Annotated in this window: 19 protein-coding genes and 1 pseudogene; 15 read left to right on the top strand and 5 right to left on the bottom strand. The window is 34.1% G+C overall.

Annotated features, from left to right (window positions below):
- The first annotated feature begins 145 nt into the window (after positions 1 to 145).
- Positions 146 to 1,894 (top strand): methyl-accepting chemotaxis protein, encoded by a 1,749-nt coding sequence (locus LC095_RS20030; protein WP_226529849.1) that lies wholly within the window; start codon positions 146 to 148, stop codon positions 1,892 to 1,894.
- Positions 1,895 to 2,077: 183 nt separating this feature from the next.
- On the opposite strand, the gene LC095_RS20035 is transcribed toward LC095_RS20030, so the two are convergent.
- Positions 2,078 to 2,635 carry a YtxH domain-containing protein gene (locus LC095_RS20035; RefSeq protein ID WP_226529850.1) on the bottom strand — a complete coding sequence of 186 codons (558 nt, stop codon included), beginning with the start codon at positions 2,633 to 2,635 and terminating at the stop codon, positions 2,078 to 2,080.
- Positions 2,636 to 2,845: 210 nt separating this feature from the next.
- Here LC095_RS20035 and LC095_RS20040 point away from each other — a divergent pair, with 210 nt between their 5' ends.
- Positions 2,846 to 3,004 (top strand): hypothetical protein, encoded by a 159-nt coding sequence (locus LC095_RS20040; RefSeq protein ID WP_226529851.1) that lies wholly within the window; start codon positions 2,846 to 2,848, stop codon positions 3,002 to 3,004.
- Between the two features lie 93 nt (positions 3,005 to 3,097).
- Here the strand turns inward: LC095_RS20040 and LC095_RS20045 are convergent, their stop codons facing one another.
- Entirely contained in the window at positions 3,098 to 3,556 is a 459-nt protein-coding gene (locus LC095_RS20045) for a GNAT family N-acetyltransferase (protein WP_226529852.1), read from the bottom strand.
- A gap of 162 nt (positions 3,557 to 3,718) precedes the next feature.
- Between LC095_RS20045 and LC095_RS20050 the strand changes: the two genes are divergently transcribed.
- The 5 genes and pseudogenes from LC095_RS20050 to LC095_RS20070 all read left to right on the top strand — a co-directional run.
- Complete coding sequence (locus LC095_RS20050; RefSeq protein ID WP_226529853.1) at positions 3,719 to 4,417, top strand: polysaccharide deacetylase family protein; 699 nt, start codon at positions 3,719 to 3,721, stop codon at positions 4,415 to 4,417.
- A gap of 532 nt (positions 4,418 to 4,949) precedes the next feature.
- Entirely contained in the window at positions 4,950 to 5,405 is a 456-nt protein-coding gene (locus LC095_RS20055; protein ID WP_226529854.1) for a MarR family winged helix-turn-helix transcriptional regulator, read from the top strand.
- The gene (locus LC095_RS20060; protein WP_226529855.1) at positions 5,402 to 6,046 is read left to right on the top strand and encodes a nitroreductase family protein; all 645 of its coding nucleotides are present in this window, start codon (positions 5,402 to 5,404) and stop codon (positions 6,044 to 6,046) included. Before LC095_RS20055 ends, LC095_RS20060 begins: the two co-directional genes overlap by 4 nt.
- Positions 6,047 to 6,059: 13 nt before the next feature.
- Positions 6,060 to 6,353, top strand: coding sequence for a putative quinol monooxygenase (locus tag LC095_RS20065; protein ID WP_226529856.1), 294 nt, complete (start codon positions 6,060 to 6,062; stop codon positions 6,351 to 6,353).
- Between the two features lie 205 nt (positions 6,354 to 6,558).
- Positions 6,559 to 6,639: pseudogene (locus tag LC095_RS20070) on the top strand (dihydrofolate reductase); the annotation flags it as partial.
- 165 nt (positions 6,640 to 6,804) lie between these two features.
- Here the strand turns inward: LC095_RS20070 and yidC are convergent.
- Positions 6,805 to 7,587 carry a membrane protein insertase YidC gene (gene yidC / locus LC095_RS20075; RefSeq protein WP_226529857.1) on the bottom strand — a complete coding sequence of 261 codons (783 nt, stop codon included), beginning with the start codon at positions 7,585 to 7,587 and terminating at the stop codon, positions 6,805 to 6,807.
- A 35-nt stretch (positions 7,588 to 7,622) separates the two neighbouring features.
- Positions 7,623 to 7,910 (bottom strand): hypothetical protein, encoded by a 288-nt coding sequence (locus LC095_RS20080; protein ID WP_226529858.1) that lies wholly within the window; start codon positions 7,908 to 7,910, stop codon positions 7,623 to 7,625.
- 605 nt (positions 7,911 to 8,515) lie between these two features.
- Between LC095_RS20080 and LC095_RS27300 the strand changes: the two genes are divergently transcribed.
- The 6 genes from LC095_RS27300 (at position 8,516) to LC095_RS20110 (ending at position 14,874) form a co-directional block, all read left to right on the top strand.
- Positions 8,516 to 8,623: a hypothetical protein gene (locus LC095_RS27300; RefSeq protein ID WP_413467524.1), complete on the top strand. Its 108-nt coding sequence runs from the start codon at positions 8,516 to 8,518 to the stop codon at positions 8,621 to 8,623.
- A 369-nt stretch (positions 8,624 to 8,992) separates the two neighbouring features.
- Entirely contained in the window at positions 8,993 to 10,216 is a 1,224-nt protein-coding gene (locus LC095_RS20090) for an NADP-dependent malic enzyme (protein WP_226529859.1), read from the top strand.
- A gap of 161 nt (positions 10,217 to 10,377) precedes the next feature.
- Positions 10,378 to 10,587, top strand: coding sequence for a hypothetical protein (locus LC095_RS20095; RefSeq protein WP_226529860.1), 210 nt, complete (start codon positions 10,378 to 10,380; stop codon positions 10,585 to 10,587).
- 91 nt (positions 10,588 to 10,678) lie between these two features.
- A complete protein-coding gene (gene dcuS, locus LC095_RS20100; protein ID WP_226529861.1) occupies positions 10,679 to 12,265 on the top strand; it encodes a DcuS/MalK family sensor histidine kinase in 1,587 nt (528 codons plus the stop codon).
- Between the two features lie 10 nt (positions 12,266 to 12,275).
- On the top strand, positions 12,276 to 12,992 hold the full coding sequence (locus tag LC095_RS20105; RefSeq protein WP_226529862.1) for a response regulator: 717 nt from the start codon (positions 12,276 to 12,278) through the stop codon (positions 12,990 to 12,992).
- 562 nt (positions 12,993 to 13,554) lie between these two features.
- Entirely contained in the window at positions 13,555 to 14,874 is a 1,320-nt protein-coding gene (locus LC095_RS20110) for a 2-hydroxycarboxylate transporter family protein (protein WP_226529863.1), read from the top strand.
- A gap of 696 nt (positions 14,875 to 15,570) precedes the next feature.
- Here LC095_RS20110 and LC095_RS20115 read toward each other — a convergent pair.
- A complete protein-coding gene (locus LC095_RS20115) occupies positions 15,571 to 16,650 on the bottom strand; it encodes a GGDEF domain-containing protein (RefSeq protein ID WP_226529864.1) in 1,080 nt (359 codons plus the stop codon).
- Between the two features lie 732 nt (positions 16,651 to 17,382).
- Between LC095_RS20115 and LC095_RS20120 the strand changes: the two genes are divergently transcribed.
- Positions 17,383 to 18,135 (top strand): ABC transporter ATP-binding protein, encoded by a 753-nt coding sequence (locus tag LC095_RS20120; protein WP_226529865.1) that lies wholly within the window; start codon positions 17,383 to 17,385, stop codon positions 18,133 to 18,135.
- Between the two features lie 12 nt (positions 18,136 to 18,147).
- Complete coding sequence (locus LC095_RS20125; protein WP_226529866.1) at positions 18,148 to 20,112, top strand: FtsX-like permease family protein; 1,965 nt, start codon at positions 18,148 to 18,150, stop codon at positions 20,110 to 20,112.
- The last annotated feature ends 76 nt before the right edge of the window (positions 20,113 to 20,188 follow it).

The raw sequence follows: 20,188 nt of genomic DNA on the forward strand, positions 1-20,188 counted from the left end.
AACCTGTACGCTTATAAAAAACTAAGTTTAGCTTTTCCTATCCTATCTCGAGAAAATTTTTCCATTATAAAAAAAGCCGAAAACATTTTAATTATCTTTAAAATGAACGATATATATAATGAGAAAATTTATGGGGGAACTGAATTTGGAGAAGAAATTTAAGGTCAACTGGCACAGTATATCAATTAAGATGATGATATTACTTACTATTATCATTGTGTTTTCAGTATCAACGATTGGGTTAACTAGTTATTACATTGCGAAAAATCAACTAACTAAAGCTGGGAAGCAAGAGCTTTATCACATTGTGAAAAGTTCTCTAGCTACACTAGAATCAATAAATCACCAAGTGGAAAGTGGTCACTTAACGATAGAAGAAGGTAAAGAGGAAGCCAGGTTGCTATTAAGTGGACCAAAACTGAAGAATGGGGAACATGATTATAAAAAATCTCATTTTTTATATAAAGGAGAAGGCTATATCCTCGGCTATGATGCAAACTTTTCTTCACAAGTTCACCCTAGTAATCCAGTAGGGGATATTCCTAAGGACACAACAAACCGTGAAAAAATGGTTAAAGGTTCATTAGCTTCTAATATCGAAGACCGGTATGTATATTTTGATGATTTGAACGATGAAACCGGTGAAATGAGAAAAAAAATATCTTATATGGAGCATTTCGAGCCATGGGATTGGTACGTGGGTCTAACTGTGTATGAAGATGAATTTTATGAAGGGCTGGAAGTTGTAAAATATATCATTTTATTTGGTACTTTAGTTATTATCATAATAAGTATATCAGTATTTTACATGGCGATAAGGAAGAAAATATCTTTATTGAAAGAAGTTGCACTCTCATCGATAAATATTGCAAATGGACAGATTCAGGCTACAAATCTTTTAGAATCAAGAGATGAAATTGGTCAACTTGCAGGTGCTTATAATAAAATGTCGAATCAGCTTCTTGAATTAGTACAAAGCGTAAAAAGTACTAGTTCACACCTGCTTGATTCAGCAACAGAGCTTTCTGCCGTATCTGAACAAACTTTAGCCAGCAGTGAAGAAATTGGAACAGCGATCTCGGAAATTTCTTTAGGAACACAAGAGCAAGCAAGTGATCTGGAAAACATTAATCATAGTGTAGAAACATTGACTCTCTCCATTGATTCAATAAATCAACAAAGTGATATTATAAAAGATGTTACAGGGAAATCTGAAATATTATCGAACGAGGGAAATAAAATCGTTTTATCATTGAGACAATCGAATGCTGCTTCTTTAGAAGCGTCAGAGAAAATAAATACAGGCGTAAAAAGTCTATATGATAAGACTCAGGAAATCCACCATATTATGCAAACAATTGAAAACATTGCGGCTGAAACAAATTTACTCGCATTAAATGCTAGTATTGAAGCAGCTCGAGCTGGGGAGCATGGAAAAGGCTTTTCTGTTGTCGCAAATGAAATACGAAAGCTTGCTGAACAGTCTAAGCAAGCAACATATCAAGTTCGAGGTGTAGTGGAAACTATTGCTGCTGAAACAAGAAATACCGTAGAAATTGTAGAACAAACCATGATGACATCAACTAAATTAAATGATGATGTTTTAGAAACCCAAGATAAATTTGAACAACTATCAAAATCAATTATTGAAACTGTCTCAGCACTAGGTATCTTAAATGATGAAATTGTGAATATTACCAATCAGACTTCGCTGATAGGAGAAGGAATTCAAAGTTCATCGGGTGTTTCTGAACAGACTGCTGCATCTGTTGAGGAAATTAGTTCTTCAATTGACGAACAAAACCATGCGATAGGACAGGTAGCAAAATCAGCTGAGCATTTAAATGTCATGAATAAAGAACTTGATGACATGTTAAGGAAATATCGAATATAAAGGAATAGAAAACGTAAAAATCGTAAAAGGAATCTTTTAAAAAAGGCAAGCTGATTGACAGTTTGCCTTTTTCTGATCACCCAAAATTTATGTTATATCAAATGCTAAAAACAGTAGTGTCATGATGAGAAAAACCACCATTTTTTCCATATGAAAGCACAAAAAAACCGGTGAAAACCGGTTTTATCTTCCAAGTTCACCTGGTATTTTGCTGGTTTTATATTCTGATGAAGAGTTGTTAAAGCGAGTACTATTGTTTGAAGTAGAATCGCTATTCATGTTGCCATTTGATCCGTTATTGTTTTCATCCACAACTTCTTCACCAGCTTCCTTTACCTTTCCGCCGATGTCTTTAAGGTCGGAAGTAGCTTCTTTGGCAGAAGAAAGAATTTCAGTTGACCCCTCTTTGACTTGGTTGACCTGGCCGACAATATCGTCATTTACCTTTTCATATAAGTTTTGAGCATCATTGATGGCTTCCTTCAAAATAGATACAGCTGATTTCATTCGATCTTGCAAGTCGTTTTTTACTCCGGATGGATCATTTTTCACTTGTCCAACCATTTCCATTGTGGAGTCTTTCATACTCTTCGTATTGGAAGCGACTTTCTGTCTAGTGGTTGAGTCAAGCATGGCTAGTGCTCCGCCAATTACTGCGCCCAATACCATTCCTTTAACTAGCTTTCCGTTCTTTTCTTCTTCGTTTGATGTGACATTCGAATATGAAACTGCTTGTGTCATAAAAATCATCTCCCTATACTAATTTGATAGATGGTATTAGTTTTTTCTTTCCCGTTTTTTTTCTGTTTAAACTTTTAGTGCCATGAAGATGTGTGTTCGTCTTTAACAAAAGACGCTTTTCCTTTTTAGATAGATTGATGGAAATGAATTTTTGAAGGATATTGTGCTTGAAGAGAGAATGGTTATTTAGAAAAGTAAAGGAGAGAAACTATGGATGCTATTGGAGCTATTTTACTTATTTTATTTTTCGTTCTTGTAGTTTATTTGATCTCAAGAGTTGCTCACTTTTTTAACGATACGAAAAATAGGTTAAATATGATAGAAAAGAAGTTAGATGAAATAAAAGAGAACCTTTCTAAAAAGAATTGACAAATTGTATGTTCTTGAAAAATTGAGAGAGAGAGGGGGTGGAAAATCTAGTAGTTGCACGAGTGAAAAAAAGGGTAAATTCCATACCAGAACTTACCCAAGTTTCTTTGTCATATAAACGCTATTCGGGTCTTCCTTGTAGTCTGAAAAGGGTTCACAATCTTTAAATCCGAAATCTGCATATAGTTTTCTTGCCGGTTCAAATGCAGCCATTGATCCCGTCTCTAAACTCAGTTGTTTATAACCTCGCTTTTTGGCTTCGTCAAGGATATGCTGGAGAATTCTTCGGGCAACGCCCTTTCGCAGATATGAGGATGAAGTTCTCATTGATTTAATCTCACCATGAGAACTGTCGAGTTCTTTGAGTGCTCCCATTCCAGCTAATTCAGAACCTTCCCATGCGGTCCAAAATGTAATATTTGGTTGTCTTAGCTTTTCTATGTTTAAAGCATGGATGCTTTCAGGGGGAGAATTCAACGTCATACCATGAAGGTGCTCCCTTATTAATTCTGCTACTTTAACTCCAGTTAAATCATCTTTTTTTATCTCCATAAAAAAACCTCCAATTAGACTATAAAGGTTAACCCATTATCCTTTCAATGATGATGTGAGAAAATATGACGATAGTAAATTAAAGCAACCAACTTTTTATTGTATCAATTATGCTAAAATACCAAGGGTTATATATTAGCCTTTGAAAGAAAGGAAACACAGATGAAAAAGAAATTACTATTTTTAGGAATTGGATTTTTGTTCATAGTTCTTTTATTCGCAGGAACTTTTAAAGTTACAAAATTAAGAACCTTTCAATTTTTTGGAGGCTTAACATACCAAGTTGAAACGGAAAACAAGGTTCTTGCTTTAACATTTGACGACGGTCCGACAAAGAATGTGAATCAGATTCTGCCTTTATTAGATAAATACAAGGCAAAGGCTACTTTTTTTCTTATTGGAAATGATATTGAAAAATACCCTGAAGAAGCAAAAAAATTGGTGGAAGCAGGGCATCAAATTGGAAATCACACCTTTTCACACAAAAGAATGGTTTTAAAATCTCCCGCTTTTATTAAAGAAGAAATTGAAAAAACTGATGAGTTGATTAGAAAATCTGGATATAAGAGTGAAATTGACTTTCGACCTCCCTATGGGAAAAAATTTGTGGGATTACCTTATTATTTAAAAAAGCACAACAGAGAAACTATTATGTGGTCTCTAGAACCGGATACATATTACACAAGTGCTGATGAGAAAGTAAAATATGTAGTAGAGAACATTAAACCAGGATCTATTATCTTGCTGCATCCAATGTACGACCAAACAGGTGGGGAAATGCAAGCGATTGAAGATATTTTAAGAGAACTTACGAAAGAAGGGTATAAATTTGTGACTGTGGATGAGCTTCAAGAATTATGAGGTAAGAAATAAATTGATCTATCTTTAGCCTTTTCGTTTGGAAATATATAGTTGGTAAAACAAGGATGATTGTTGTATAGGCATGTATCTCTTTTTCCTTATTAAAGTGAACAGGGCACTAGAGGGGGAAAGGAAGCAAATTCAGGTGTCTAACTAAAAAAGTAGAGTGTAATAAATTCAGTATTTTTTGTTAGAAACAATGAGGCAAACAGATGTTTATGTTAAAGATTACTTTTTCTTTTTAAGGGGTAGCTTTTAGCTTAATGAACGATATTCAACCCTAGGGCGCTTTTCTGCAACAATGAAAAGTGCTTATTTAGGTTAAGAAAGTATAGAAAATGAAGTAAATTGTGAATTAAGCAGAAGGAGAATAAAATAACCTACCGGTTGTACATTCTGTTGCTTGAATGATAAATAATGTATTTATGAAGCAATAGAATTGACATACTTATTGTTTCAATGTATTATTGACCTATCAAACATTGACGTATCAATTATTGATGTATCAACTTTATAGAAGGAGGTTATGCCGATGACTATTTGTTCCGTCCGTTTGCAGATTTTCTTGGAGTTGCAGGCTGTGAATAAGGAGCTCTGCTCAAAGTTTGAGTCATGCTTAGGAGCAAGCCCTTCTCGTGTGGAGATTCTTCATTATTTATTGCAGCATGAGGAAGTTACCCAATCAGCATTGCAAGGGGAAGTCAATATCGATGCCGCCGCTGTTACCAGACATTTAAAGCAACTTGAAGCTGCCGGTACGATTGTGCGCTATAAGAAGTCAGATGATCAGCGAGCTACATGGGTGAAGCTGGAGGAAGAAGCGAAGCGTCACATTAAGCAATCATATCAGGAAAAAAGTCAGTTTGTGAATGAGACTCTTGCTGGCTTTACAGAAGCAGAGCTAGAACAATTTTTGCGGATGCTGAACAAAGTCAGGCTAAATGTGTCCAGTGTCACCAAAAATCAACTAGGAGGAGAAAACAAATGAACCAAACACCTATATACAATAAAGAAGCTTTTCTACAAATCGTACAGGATCGCCGTGCCATCCGCACGTATGATGAAAATGTGAAAATCAGTCAAGAAGAAATGTACGAAATACTCACAGCTGCAACTAAGGCGCCATCATCAGTCAATTTACAGCCTTGGCGTTTTGTTGTTATTGAAAGCCCTGAAGCAAAAGCAAAGCTTGCACCGCTTGCCAAATTCAATCAGCAGCAAGTGAAAACATCTTCGGCAGTAATAGCTGTTTTTGCTGATATGAATAACCTTGAGTACTTGGAAGAAATTTATGGAAAAGCGGTAGAGCATGGTCTAATGCCTAAAGAAGTAAAAGATCAGCAAGTAACCTCTATTCGTAACCTGCTTTCTGCTATAACGGAGCAGGCAAATAGGGAAACGATTTTAATCGATAGTGGTTTAGTATCGATGCAGCTAATGCTGACTGCAAAGGCATATGGTTATGATACATGTCCGATTGGCGGATATGAGAAAGATCAAATTGCAGAAGCATTTGATTTGGATAAGGACCGTTATGTTCCAGTCATGCTGCTTTCTATCGGTAAAGCAGTAGATACAGGCTACAAGTCCTATCGTATGCCGGTAGAACAAATTACAGAATGGAAATAAGGAGAGAGAAACTATGATTATCATCCACGCTAGAATGTCAGTTAAATCAGAGAAAAAAGAAGAATTCCTTCAAGAAATCGAAGCGGTTATGGAGGGGAGCCGTGCAGAAGCTGGTAATAACAGCTACGACCTATTCCAGGATCCAAAAGATGCTAACAGCTTTATTATGGTAGAAAGTTGGAAGGACATGGAGGCTGTCCAGGCCCATAATGCAAGCAGTCACTTCCAAAAATTCAGCGTAGCTGCTAAGGAGATGCTAAGTGCTCCATTGAATGCGGATGTTTATCAAGCTGAGAAATTAAATTAATTGAGAAGGATGACCATGACGGTCATCCTTTCTCTATTTACACAAACGCTGCAATATGCTATACCCTTAGTTACCTTCCGACATATTCATGTTAAAGGCCAGATTGTAAAGTAACTCTGATATTGCGTAGTAGATGGAATTTGCGAATTAAACATTCATCTGTGGAGTGTAAACAGGTATATCCAGGAAGTTAACCTTGTACCTTAAGGGACATCCAATTATATTAGGTAGAAAGACCCTTTAGTCAATCGGAAAGTCTTTACCTGATAGGAGGAATATCATGATTTAGGTCTAAATAGCTACACTTAATTGAAAAAAATAAAGGTCAAAAGACTAACCCCTAAATTAGTGCTGCTTGCCTGATTAGCAAGCCAGATGTCTCTATATTTCATCAACATATAAATAAAAAACAAGCCTGTTAGCATTGGCGCTACTAACAGACCTATTTTTGCTATAAGTTCTCCGTTTTAACTGCTTTGCTTGGTTTTGGCTGGTATATTTTCTTCCCTAACAGGGACTGGAAAATTAAGAATGTCCCACCGACTGCCCAGTATAGAGGGAGTGCTGCCGGAGCATTTAGAGAGAACATCACGATCATAAGCGGGGATATGAGCCCCATAATTTTCATTTGAGATTGATTTTGAGTAGGCATATTCGATATCGATACTTTAAATTGTACATAGTAAACAATCCCAGCAATTGCCGTAATCCAAATATCCGGCTGTCCTAAGCTGAACCATAGGAACGAGTGAGTCGCAATTTCTTCTGAGCCTCTGATTGCATAGTAAAACCCCATCAAGATCGGCATTTGAATAAGCATGGGAAGACAGCCGATAGAAAGTGGATTAACTCCGTGCTTTTTATATAATCCAAACATTTCCTGCTGTAGCTCTTGTTGTTTTTTCTGGTCCTTGGCAGCCTTAATCTTTTTCTGGATTTCATCCATTTCAGGCTTTAATAAGTCCATCTTTTCCTTCATATACTGTTGATTTTTATACTGTTTTAACATCAATGGCAACAAAATTAGTCGAATAATCAGTGTAATCAGTATGATTGACAATCCAAAGCTGCCATTAAATAAATTAGCGATACTATGAATGGCTGATCCAAATGGATGAACAAATACATTTTGAAAAAAACCATCCCCAATTGAGTTCTGTGCAGAACATGCAGAAAGTACAAAAGCAGATATCATAACTACAATAATAACAATAAGGTTTTTATTTCGTTTCATCTTTCTTCCTCCAGTCATTTTTCTAAAAATGCTTTTTAAGAGAAAGAATGAAAACTTTCAGAATCGTCATCCGAACTTTCTTTTCTGCGAATATATCTTGCAATCCAACCTAATAATGAGTTAGACATCCATTCATAAATCTGCAAAGTAGAAGGTGTTGATAAAGTTATATTTACCTTTGAAGACGAGGCACATACTGTTTCGATGAAATCATATTCTACATGCCAAGTCCAAATATATTTAATCGTTAAGCTCAAAAGAAAGCTAGCATAGAATGTATATATAGTGGAAATATTCATTAAATCCGAAATTATTTCGTACAAATTTTCACCCCTAAAATGAGCTGATAAGAGAAGTATAATAAAAGATTAAGTGCAAGGCAATGGAATGAATATCTAAAAAGGGGCTGCGGAATAAACAAAAGATCCTGTAAAATGACAAGATTATGGGTCCATTTTGTCGAATTCGATTATAAGTATGAGGAAATGTAATTAAACAGACTCAAAAAAAGTGCTTTCCCATTTTTAAATCTTCAACAATCAAGTGCATGTGTTGAAGATCTAATTTCACATTTTATCCAACATAACTAAGTGAAATACTTTTCCAGTGGGATATAATCATGAACAGTTTTAGAGAGAGGGAAGAAGCTCCCTAGTATTCTTAAAGTCTTAACTTTGTGTAAAATATCTATTAAAAAAACTAAAAATGAGTAGTTAAAACGTTTTAACTTCTGAAAATACTGGAGTTTAGACGTTTTTTTATTAGATCAGGAACTAAAAGATAAGTGTAATTAACACGTCTTGGAGTAAGAAAAACTATTTTCAATTTTTACAAAAAAATGTCTGTCCTACCAGGGGTAGGACAGAGAGGAGTATAAGAGGTGAAAGGAATGAAGAAAGGCAATTTTGCAGAGAGAACAGGTGTGAGTATGGCTACTATTTGTTACTATGAAGACCATAACATTATACTCAAACCTAATAGATCAGCGAATGGTTATCGAGTTTATACGTCGGATTATATCGCCAAGAACTTATAAAAGATGCCAAGGAACTAGAAAGTTACTCCTTGCATGAGATTCAGCAGAATATAAACTAGGCTCTTTTCTCACAAGTATTATATAAAACAATAAAAGTGTGCTTTTTTGAGCAAAACTTATTTAAATTAAAAAATAGTTTAAAAAGTTACAAAAACTATGAAGTCTTCTAAAAAATACTATAATTTTTGTTAAAGAAGGAGAGCCAATCATATCACAGTAAATAGAAAGCGCTTTTTTTCTCCTGATTTGTATATCTAAAAAGTATATTTGTTACCTTCTAATATGATCAGTGATTTATATAGAAACTAATATGCTAATCTATTATTTTCAATTAGTGGTAAATTTCAACAAAGGCAGGGAGATTCAGTTATGTCAACATTACGCGAAGAAGCATTGAAGATGCATAAAGAAAATCAAGGAAAACTTAGTGTATACTCTAAAGTCCAAGTACGGGATGCAAAAGATTTAAGTCTTGCTTATTCACCTGGTGTAGCTGAGCCTTGCTTGGCAATTCATGAGATGGAAAGCAGAGTATATGATTACACAATGAAGGGAAATCTTGTTGCGGTTGTTTCAAATGGAACTGCTGTCCTTGGGCTTGGAGATATCGGACCGAAAGCAGCTATGCCAGTTATGGAAGGAAAGGCATTGTTATTTAAAGAATTTGCAAATGTCGATGCCTTTCCTCTATGTATAAATTCGACTGATACGGATAAAATTGTTGAGCACGTCAAAATGTTAGAACCTACTTTTGGCGGAGTAAACTTAGAAGATATTGCTGCACCGCAATGCTTTGAAATTGAAGATCGTTTACGCAAAGAGTGCGATATCCCTATTTTTCATGATGATCAACATGGAACAGCTATTGTGACAGCTGCAGGACTTATTAATGCTCTTATACTCGCAAACAAAAAAATTGGGGATATTCGTGTTGTAGCAAATGGGGCTGGAGCTGCAGGCGTAGCGATTGTTAAGTTGTTGCTAAATATGGGTGTAAAAGATGTCATTTTATGCGATACAAAAGGAATTATTTATAAAGATCGTCCAGTTGGTATGAATAAATTCAAAGAAGAAATGGCAGATCTTACAAATAAAGAGCAAAAACAAGGCTCATTAGCAGATGCATTGGAAGGTGCTGATGTGTTTGTTGGGGTTTCTGCGGCAGGAGCAGTTACAAAAGAGATGGTTCGTTCGATGAATAAGAATCCAATTATTTTTGCTATGGCTAACCCGGTACCAGAAATTATGCCTGAAGAGGCAAAAGAAGCGGGAGCACTTGTTGTTGGAACTGGACGCTCTGATTTCCCAAATCAGGTGAATAATGTCCTTGCATTCCCTGGAATTTTCCGCGGAGCTTTAGATGTTCGTGCGAAGGAAATTAACGAAGAAATGAAAGTTGCTGCAGTTTATGCAATTTCTGGACTAATTAACAGTGAAGAACTTCACGCTGATTATGTTATTCCGGATCCATTTGATTCAAGAGTAGCAAAACATGTTGCAGAAGCTGTTGCAGATGCAGCCATAAATTCAGGAGTTGCAAGAAAAGAATTGAATTCAAAAGAACCTCATGAGGATCTACTAGTAGTAAAATAAGTTTACGATTTATCAATAAAGCTATAAGCTTTTAAAGCCTTGAACATACTTTGATTCTATAAGGAGAGAAAAGGTGTTCAAGGCTTTAAAAACATTAGTAATGTAAACGTTAACTAGAGCCTTTTAATAGATAGATCGCTAGCAAAAGAGGAACCAAAGAGATGTTCTTAAAAGAATTAACAAAAAATCGTTTGCTAACAATTACTCATTATCAAAATGAATCTTTGCAAATTTGTAAAGGTCATATTTTTAATCTTGATTTAAATAAACAAGCACTCATTTTAAAAGATATACATGAAAAGGTGAATTCGATTCGTATTTCTGGTTTAAGGAAATTGCTTCAACATGAATCCTGGATTATGTATTATTAAGAGAGATATTTTGCTTTTTTAGCCTTCCTAATAATCTGTTTAGGTAAGGTTTTTTATATTAAATCCAGGAAATTTTTTAGGAGTGGATTCATTGTCAAAACAAAAATATAAGCTAAGTACTATAATTATTTTCTTTGTATGCTTAGTTGTTCTTATATCATTGCTTTTAACTGATTTATTAATTAGTCATACAGTTAGTGAATCTATTCGTAACAACCAGGAAGAAAAAGCAAAGATTATATCAAGAACAGTTGCCAAATCTGAAATCGTTATAAGTGGGCTCGAGAAAGAAGATGATGGTGGGGCAATCCAAGAGTATACAGTTGATATTCAACAAGCAGCTGATGTTCTTTTTGTTGTAGTGTTGGATATGAACGGAATTAGAAAATCTCATCCTGATTCAGAAAAGATTGGGAAACGTTTTGTTGGCGGTGATGAGAAGGTGGTATTAACTGGAGAAGAACATATTTCTATATCGAAAGGTACACTAGGGGAGTCATTACGTTCATTCACTCCTATCTATAATGAGCAAAATGAACAGATAGGAGCAGTTTCTGTCGGAATATTACTTAATAATGTTGAAAAAGCACTTAAAAAAGGTCATAAAAATATTTTTATTGGATCTATTGTAGGTATTTTAGTCGGTATCGTAGGCGCAGTTTTCCTAGCGAGATATATAAAAAAGATTTTATTTGGATTAGAGCCGTTTATGATTGCAAAAATTCATGAAGAACGAAATACGATGCTTCATTCTGTACATGAAGGGATAATTGCAGTAGACAAAAATTCGACAATAACACTAGTCAATAAATCAGCTTTGAAAATATTTACGAATATCGGCCTATCGGATAATCCTGTAGGTATGAAACTAACCGAATATCTACCATTCTCAAAGTTGGATCGGGTGTTAAAAACGGGAACGTCTGAAAAAGATGAAGAGATAGCGGTCAATGGTGTGACACTTTTAACTAATCGAGCTCCATTGATTGTCAACAAAGAAATTGTCGGAGCTATCTCAACTTTTAGGGATAAAACGGAAGTTCATCAATTGGCAGAACAATTAACAGGTGTTCGGATATATGCTGAAGCATTGCGTGCGCAGTCACATGAGTTTATGAATCGGCTCCATGTTATTCTTGGAATGGTTAGGATGGAATTTTATGATGAGTTAATGGATTTTATAAATGAAATTGTTGATCATCGTGTAAACGAAGTTAGTTATGTGACTAAAGATATTAAAGATCCTGTCCTCGCTGGATTTATTATGGGCAAGCTTAGTACTGCAAGGGAAAATAAGGTAGACATGAAAATAGATAATGAGACAATCATACCAAAACCTAGCGAAGATCATGTGACTCATGAATTAATTACCATTATCGGAAATGTCATAGATAATGCGATAGAAGCTATGAGTGAAATGAAGGAAAAGAAGCTGCAGGTAAAGTTAAACTATAATAAAAATCAACTTTTAATTAAAATCAGAGATTCAGGTCCGGGGATTAAAGAAGAACAGTTTACTCACATTTTTAATAAAGGGTATTCGACAAAGGGACAAAATCGCGGCTACGGTTTATATTTAGTGAGCAAAAGTGTCAAAACGTTAGGAGGATCCATTCAACTAAATTTAAGTGTTGAAAAAGGCACAGAGTTTATCATTCAAATTCCTTACAACCGATAGGAGGAGACAAATGATTAATGTTTTAATTGTAGATGATGACCCAATGGTAGCAGAGTTTAATAAGCGATACTTAAAAGAAATTAATGGGTTCTTTTTAGTTGGTGTGGCACATTCGGTAAATGAAGCGACAAAAATCATTAACAATCAAAAAGTTGATCTAGTCCTTTTAGATATCTACATGCCAGGCGAAAATGGGTTAACTTTATTAAGTAAAATTAGAAAAGAAAAAAAAGAATTAGATGTCATTTTAATTACTGCTGCATCTGATGTAGATAAAATTCAAACAGCTTTAAGATATGGAGCTGTAGATTATTTAATTAAACCATTTGAATTTGAGAGGTTCCATCAAGCACTTATCTCTTATAAAGAAAAGTTCTTCATACTAAGTCAGCAAAGTAAGATGAAGCAAAAGGACTTAGACGAGCTCTTCCTAGTAAAACAGGATGAATTAACTGCGACTGAACCATTAAAGCCTCTGCCGAAAGGATTATCTAAAAAGACTTTAACTATCGTTTTTAATGCTATTAAAGAACAAGGGAATCATCCGTTTACGACAGATGAAGTTGCAGAAATCACTGATATTTCTAGAGTTTCAATCCGAAAGTATTTAAAATTCTTAAATGAGATTCATGTTATTGATGAAACATTAACCTATGGTATAGGTAGACCTCTTTATTCTTATATGTTTAATGAAGAAAACGAATCGATTCTTGTGCAATATGAGTAATTAAAAAAAGCAGCGGGGGCTGCTTTTTTTAATTACAAAAGACTTCAATAATTACAAAAGGTATAAGTTGTTTGAATTTTCAAGTATTATTTGATTGGTAAATGAAAGCGATTACCAAAAGGAGATCTATTACAAGCCATTGTTTAAGACAGAACAACATACAGGAACTTAAGTTTGGAAGAGAAGCATTTTTATTATTAATAAAAGCTGTTTTCGCATTCTTTGTTGATTTAAATGATTTTCATGCTAATAACTTGGGGTTGATTTCTAGTGTAGTTACTCGCCTTCAGCGGGAGGTCTCAGGAGCCCTCCTAAGTGCTTTGCACTTGCAGGGTCTCTCTTAATACGCTTCTCTAAGATGGAGTCTCGCATATCTGCTCTAATCAACAGCTGTTCAAATTTCTAATTGTAAAAACAATACTCTTTATGAAAAGTGCCTTAAAGAAAAATTAAATGTTGAAATCATGTGTAATAAGAAAGGCAGTGGCAAGCTTCTCTTTGAAAAAGTGCTCAGCTTCAGATTGAGTATAGAATTAAATCTATGGAAGTGAGGGGTTTATTTATGGAACAAACAGCAAAAAAAGTCTCCTATGAAACAAACACAAAGATAAATCAGTTAGAGTCAAAAACGAAAATAGCTGTGTTTAATACACCTGTTTTGTGGTTTGGACTATTCGCAGCGATTACATTAGTTAGTATGTTTACTGGAAACTTACCAGGTGGAATGATCGGTAGTTTACTAGTGATGATTGTATTAGGTGAAGTATTTGGCTGGATTGGCGATCGCACACCAATTATGAAAACATTTTTAGGTGGGGGAGCCATTTTAGCGATCTTTGGATCTGCTTACATGGTATACAGCGGGTTGCTTCCAGAATCAATCACAACATCTGTTACAGATTTCATGCAAACAGGCGGTTTTCTAGACTTTTATATTGCGGCATTAATTACAGGTAGTATTTTGGGAATGAATTCAAAAATCTTAGTAAAAGTAGGTTTACGTTATTTCCTTCCCATCTTTGGTGCTGTTATTGGTGCCATTTTACTAGCAAGTATTATCGGTTCCTTAGTAGGTTTTACACTTCAGGACGCGATATTAGTTATTACACTGCCGATTATGGGCGGCGGAATGGGTGCTGGTGCTGTGCCGATGAGTCAAATCTATTCTGAAATGTTAGGAAATGAACCAAGCTATTATATTTCAATGCTCGTACCGGCACTAGCTCTAGGAAATGTATTCGCGATTGTTCTTGCTAGTGTGTTAGATATGGTAGGCAAAAAATTCCCATCACTATCAGGTGATGGACAATTGGTTAAAGGATTTAAGTATGAGAAACCTCAACAAAAATATGACATTAAAAAAATGGGTGTAGGGTTATTGGCTGCATTAGCTTTCTTTACACTTGGAAATCTTTTGGGAGCGTTTATACCATTACATCCATATGCAATTATGATCATTTTAATTGCGTTTATGAAGGTTGCAAATATAATCCCACCTATTGTACTTGATGGTGCTAGTCAGTGGTATCAGTTTGTAGCTAGTAACTGGACATTTGCACTATTATTTGGAATTGGTGTTGCATACACAGATTTAAATACTGTAATTGAAGCACTTACACTTGAATATATTCTAACAGTATTTGGTGTGGTATTAGGAGCAATTATTGGAGCAGGTCTTTTAGGGAAATTAGTAGGTTTCTATCCAATTGAAGCAGCGATTACAGCAGGTTTATGTATGGCTAACATGGGTGGAACCGGTGATGTTGCGGTGTTATCTGCAGCAAAAAGAATGGAATTAATGCCATTTGCGCAAATTTCATCGAGATTAGGAGGAGCGTTGATTTTACTACTTTCCGGTCTGATCATACCACTGCTAGTTTAATAAATACAAGAAAAGCATTGGGGGATATCCTCAATGCTTCTTTTATGTGTCAGGCATGTTAGATCGATTGAGGAATTTTTGAATGACAGAAGTGTTGTCCTTAATAGGGCTAATTTGAATTAGACATGAAAAATTCTTTTACAAGTATTTAATTGCTAGTATTAATGCTTTTTTAGAAAAAGCGAAGCGGAGCTTATTTGCAAGGACCAATTGGATAACGGACTATATATGTTAATCTTGGTATATCTACAAGTTGCTATTATTCTTAATCCTCTTTTTAATTAATGCCCAGATTGAATCTAATTTATGTGTTTTATTCCGTAATAGTGCGCATGAATTTAAAGAAGAGGAAAGGCGTGTTCTTTGGCTTTATTCAGCCTGTGGAGAATGTGAGTAATTGTTTACTCCCTATTATTCTTAAAGTCTTAACTTCGTGTAAAATATCTATTAAAAAAACTGAAAATGAGTAGTTAAAACGTCTTAACTCCCTGAAAATACTGGAGTTGAGACGTTTTTTTATTAGATCAGGAACTAAAAGATAAGTGTAATTAACACGTCTTGGGGGATAAACACCAGTCTCTATCCATATCTCTTTCTTCAGCAAACAGGCCAGATTGTTGAGTAACTTATGTATTTCGTAGTAGACAATAAATACGACACAAAAAAAGCAAGGAGAAACCCCTTGCCCTAATTTATTTAATTTTTTGCAACGCAAACTCGATTACGACCTGACCTTTTAGCTACATAAAGAGCTCTATCAGCATCTTCAATTAGTAAGTTTGAATCTTTAGTTGTATCTTTAAAGCATGCTACGCCAATAGAGACAGTTACTGAAATCTGTTCACCTGATCCTAAAAAGAAAGAATGTTTCTCAACATTTCCTCTAATTCGTTCACTTATTTCTTTTGCTCGATCTAATGGACAGTCTAATAAGATTACAGTAAACTCTTCTCCACCATTACGACTAACAATATCGAAAGATCTTGTGGATTTTTTTAATAAAGATCCAAGTTCTTTTAGTACAATATCGCCTTCAGTATGACCGTAAATATCATTTACTTTCTTAAAGTAGTCAATATCAATATAAAGTAAGGATAACATTTCGTCCTTTGATTCTATGTTTTTAAGAATTGTGTTGAAAAGTTCGTCAAACTTCCTTACGTTATATAGTCCAGTTAGACCATCTGTAGATGATTCAGATTTATATTTATCAAAAAGCTCTTGGGAGTTTCGTAGATATGTCAGTATGTAGTAACTAAAATAACCTGATAAATATGAAATACCCCAATATAAAGGCACTAGTACCATTAAAATTTTAATATCTCTTATTAGGTAAGAAATAACTAAAGTAAAAATAATATTCGAAATGGTCATAGTCAAAAATATTTTTACTTTTTCTGATAATTTACTGTTCGAAAAATAAATAGAAGTAAATGTAATTAGAACAATAAGAATCAACGCAGCATAGGAAGAAGTATTTATTCCAATTAGAAAACGGCCAACTATGATAAGTAACATTGAAGTTAAAGCAGGCACAGATCCACCATAAAATGCAAGTAAAATTACAGGTATATGACGGAGATCTACAATTGCATTTTCAATATTAATACTAAAGTGCATTAACACATTGCTAAACAGACCACCCAATATGCCTATTAACAGTTTTTTTTGGAGTGAAGATGTTTTCTTCAATGGAGAAGATTTTGTAAATTGTGTATATAGAAAGATTAAAGAACAAAGAATTGCTAAGTTAATAATTAATTCTTTTATAAACATAAATATCACCGTTGATAAGATATCACAAATATTTACAAAAGTAACTAAAAATATCTGTCATTATTTCGCACTTCAAATATACTGTGCATTAGCAAGGTGACCTTCAACAAACGAGCAAGAGTGTTGAAGATCTAATTTCATATTTTATCTAACTAAACTAAGTTAAATGCTTTTCCAGTTGGATATAATAATGAACAGTTTTGATAAGAGGGGAGGAAACTCCCTATTATTCTTAAAATCTCTAACTTCGTGTAAAATATCTATTAACACAACTGAAAATGATTTGTTAAAACGTCTTAATTCCTTGAAAGTACTGGAGTTGAGGCGTTTTTTATTAGATCAGGAACTATGCATAAGTGTTATTAACACATCTAGAAGAAGAGAAGTACCGGATTCTATTCATATTTCTATCTTCATCTTCATCAATCAGGCCAGATTTGTTGAATAAAAACAATTTTTAAGCTGGCTGATTTGAAATAGATTAAAAATGCTTGCATGTAAATAAGAAACCCAGTTTATCTTCTCAACATATGAAGATAGCTGGGTTTATACAGTTTAATGTGAAAATAACATTAAAGTGATATCGATTAATTAGGAAGCATCTGTTAAATAATATATCCGATTGTTACTAAGGAATAAGGCTTTAGGTGAAACATTGCGTTTTTTACTCATGCTCCCTTCAAGTATAAGTTTTAAACTAATCGTGTAAATAACTTGAAAGGGGCAATGAAAGTGAAAGCGATATTAACGGCAAGAGATGTAGTAAAGGTTTATAACAAAAATCAGGTAGCAGGACTTAATAAAGTATCCCTTGATATTGAATCAGGTGAATTTATTGGAATTATGGGAGTTTCAGGTTCGGGCAAAACAACATTACTAAACATTTTATCGACTATTGATAGGCCTACTAGTGGAGATATTGTAATCAATGGGGTAAACATCAATAAACTAAATGAAAAAAAGGCTGCTGATTTTAGGAAAAGTAATTTAGGTTTTATTTTTCAAGAGTATTATTTATTAGATAGTTTAACTGTAAAGGAAAATATCTCAGTTCCACTTACATTGTTAAAAAAATCTCCACAAGAAATTGAAGTGTCTATAAATAGTCTAGCAGAGCGTTTCGGAATAAAAGAACAGCTATCTAAGTACCCTAATCAACTCTCTGGTGGACAAAAACAAAGAGTAGCTGCAGCAAGGGCTATTATAAAAAAACCTTCACTTCTATTTGCAGATGAACCAACGGGTGCATTAGATTCAAAATCTGCAACAGCCTTGTTACACAAGTTAAGAGAGGTGAATGAGGAACTTCAAACTACTATCTTAATGGTGACTCACGATGCCTATACCGCTAGTTTTTCAAGTAGAATTCTCATGTTTAGGGATGGAAATATTATTAAGGAAATAAGAAGAAATAATCGTACTAGAAAAGAATTCCTTGAAGATATTTTAACAGAAGTCACAAGCATTGAAGTTTCCAACGAATAGGAGTTGATATCCTTGGGTTTATTAAAAATAGCATATAAGAATTTAAAAAAGAACTTTTCTTTTTATTCTCTTTACTTTATTTCGGTTGCCTTTGTATTAATGGTATTTTTCTCCTTCATCTCTTTTGCCATGAACGATATTATTATGGAGAAAATATCATCCGATGGTAGGGTGGAAACCATGTCAAAAACAGTTGCCGTTTTTGTTATGGCCTTCGTATTATTTTACATGTCCTATTCAAACTCTTTCTTTTTGAAACGACGAACGAAGGAACTTGGAATCTATTCTCTTTTAGGATATAGAAAAGCAAGTATGTTAAAGTTGTTAACCATTGAAAATGTTGTAATTTGTTTATTATCGTTGCTTACAGGGGTAATATTGGGGGCCATTCTTCACAAAGGTATTATTGAGGTCATTATTAGGGTATTAAAATTGCAAATTGAAACATCAGCGATTCCGTTATTTAACTATGGCGCGATTCTTTTTACTTTAACCTTTGTATTTGCTGTTTTGATTGTATTGTTTTTTTCAAATTGGATTGTTCTTCGAAATAGCTCTGTCTTAAATTTGGTTCGCATGGAAAAGCGTGAAGAAAAGAAAATTAAAGTCAGGTTGAGCCTATCCATTGTAGGATTGTTATTCATGGTTCTTGGGTACATATTAGCGTTTGACATTACTAGAGGTGTAGAATCATTATGGAAAACGATTGGATTTTCACCAATGGCACTTCTGACTATGTTAACAGTAGTAATAGGAACCATCTTTTTTATCCATTCGTTTTTACCTTTCTCGATCCATAAATTAGAGCAAAGAAAAAACTGGCTTTACAAGGAAATGAATATTATTGTCCTGCCAAATTTCAAATATAAAATCCGGTCAAAGGCAAAGACTTTAATCTTATTAACATTATTAGCTGCCGGTACACTCTCTCTTTTTGCTTCAACTGTACTTTCTGTTTATTATCCGGTAGCAGCCACGGAACGGATTATCCCATCAGCTATAGAATTTCCGGTAGAAGATAAAGGGCTGGCGAGTAAAGCACTTGAGATAGTGAAGGGGACGAATAATGTTAAAGATATGAGATATAGTGAAACAACGATTATACAAGTAATATCCTCTTCAGCCAACTTACCTTTTGAATATAACGTTAAGGAAGCATCGGGCTTTGATTTGATTTCCGAATCAGATTATAGGGAGCTTATAGAGCTTCAAAACAAAGCTGCAAAAATTGAAAAGTTGAATGATGATGAGGCAATTTTAGTAAAGTATCGGCCAGAGGAAGGTGATCCCGATAAAGGGAATGTCTATAATTTAAATTTGTCAGCTAGTGATAACGTAAAAGTAATGGTCAAAGAGACCACCTTAATAAATCCAATTGGGTTTGCGAATAGCATTGGAACATTAATCATTTCAGATACCCTTTATCAAAAAATAAAGACATATGATCTTCCTGAAAAAACGATAATGAGTATTGATGGACAAAATATGAGAGATAACAAAGAAGTTTATGAAAATCTAGAACCACTGTTTAAAGATGACCCTTATTTTTCAAGTAGTTATCAAAGAAATGAAGTCATTACCCAAGCGAATAGTTCTACATTTTTACTTATTTCCTTTGTTACCATTATCTTTTTTGTTGCAACGGGGAGTATACTCTACTTCCATAATATTTCTAGTATAATGGCGGATAAAGACGACTTTATGATATTAAATCGAATGGGTTATAACAATAAAATGATGAAGAAAATAATTAACAAACAAATTTTGGCTTTGTTTGGCATCCCATATGTTTTAGGTGTAACACATAGTACCTTTGCTATAATAGCCTACAAGTCGGCTCTAATGGATGATTTGCTAGGAAGAAATAGCGCCTTTATACTTCCTATATTGCTAGCTGTAGTTATTTTTACAATTGTTTATATTATTTATTTTTTAGTAACAAAAAGAGCTTGTTATAAAATTATTTATACAAATTAGATTTATCAAAAAAGCTGATGGACAGTGGATGTCTATCAGTTTTTCTTAAAAATAGATTGTATAATGATTTTAGAAA

Source organism: Metabacillus niabensis, from assembly GCF_020524345.1.
Lineage (GTDB): Bacteria > Bacillota > Bacilli > Bacillales > Bacillaceae > Metabacillus > Metabacillus niabensis_B.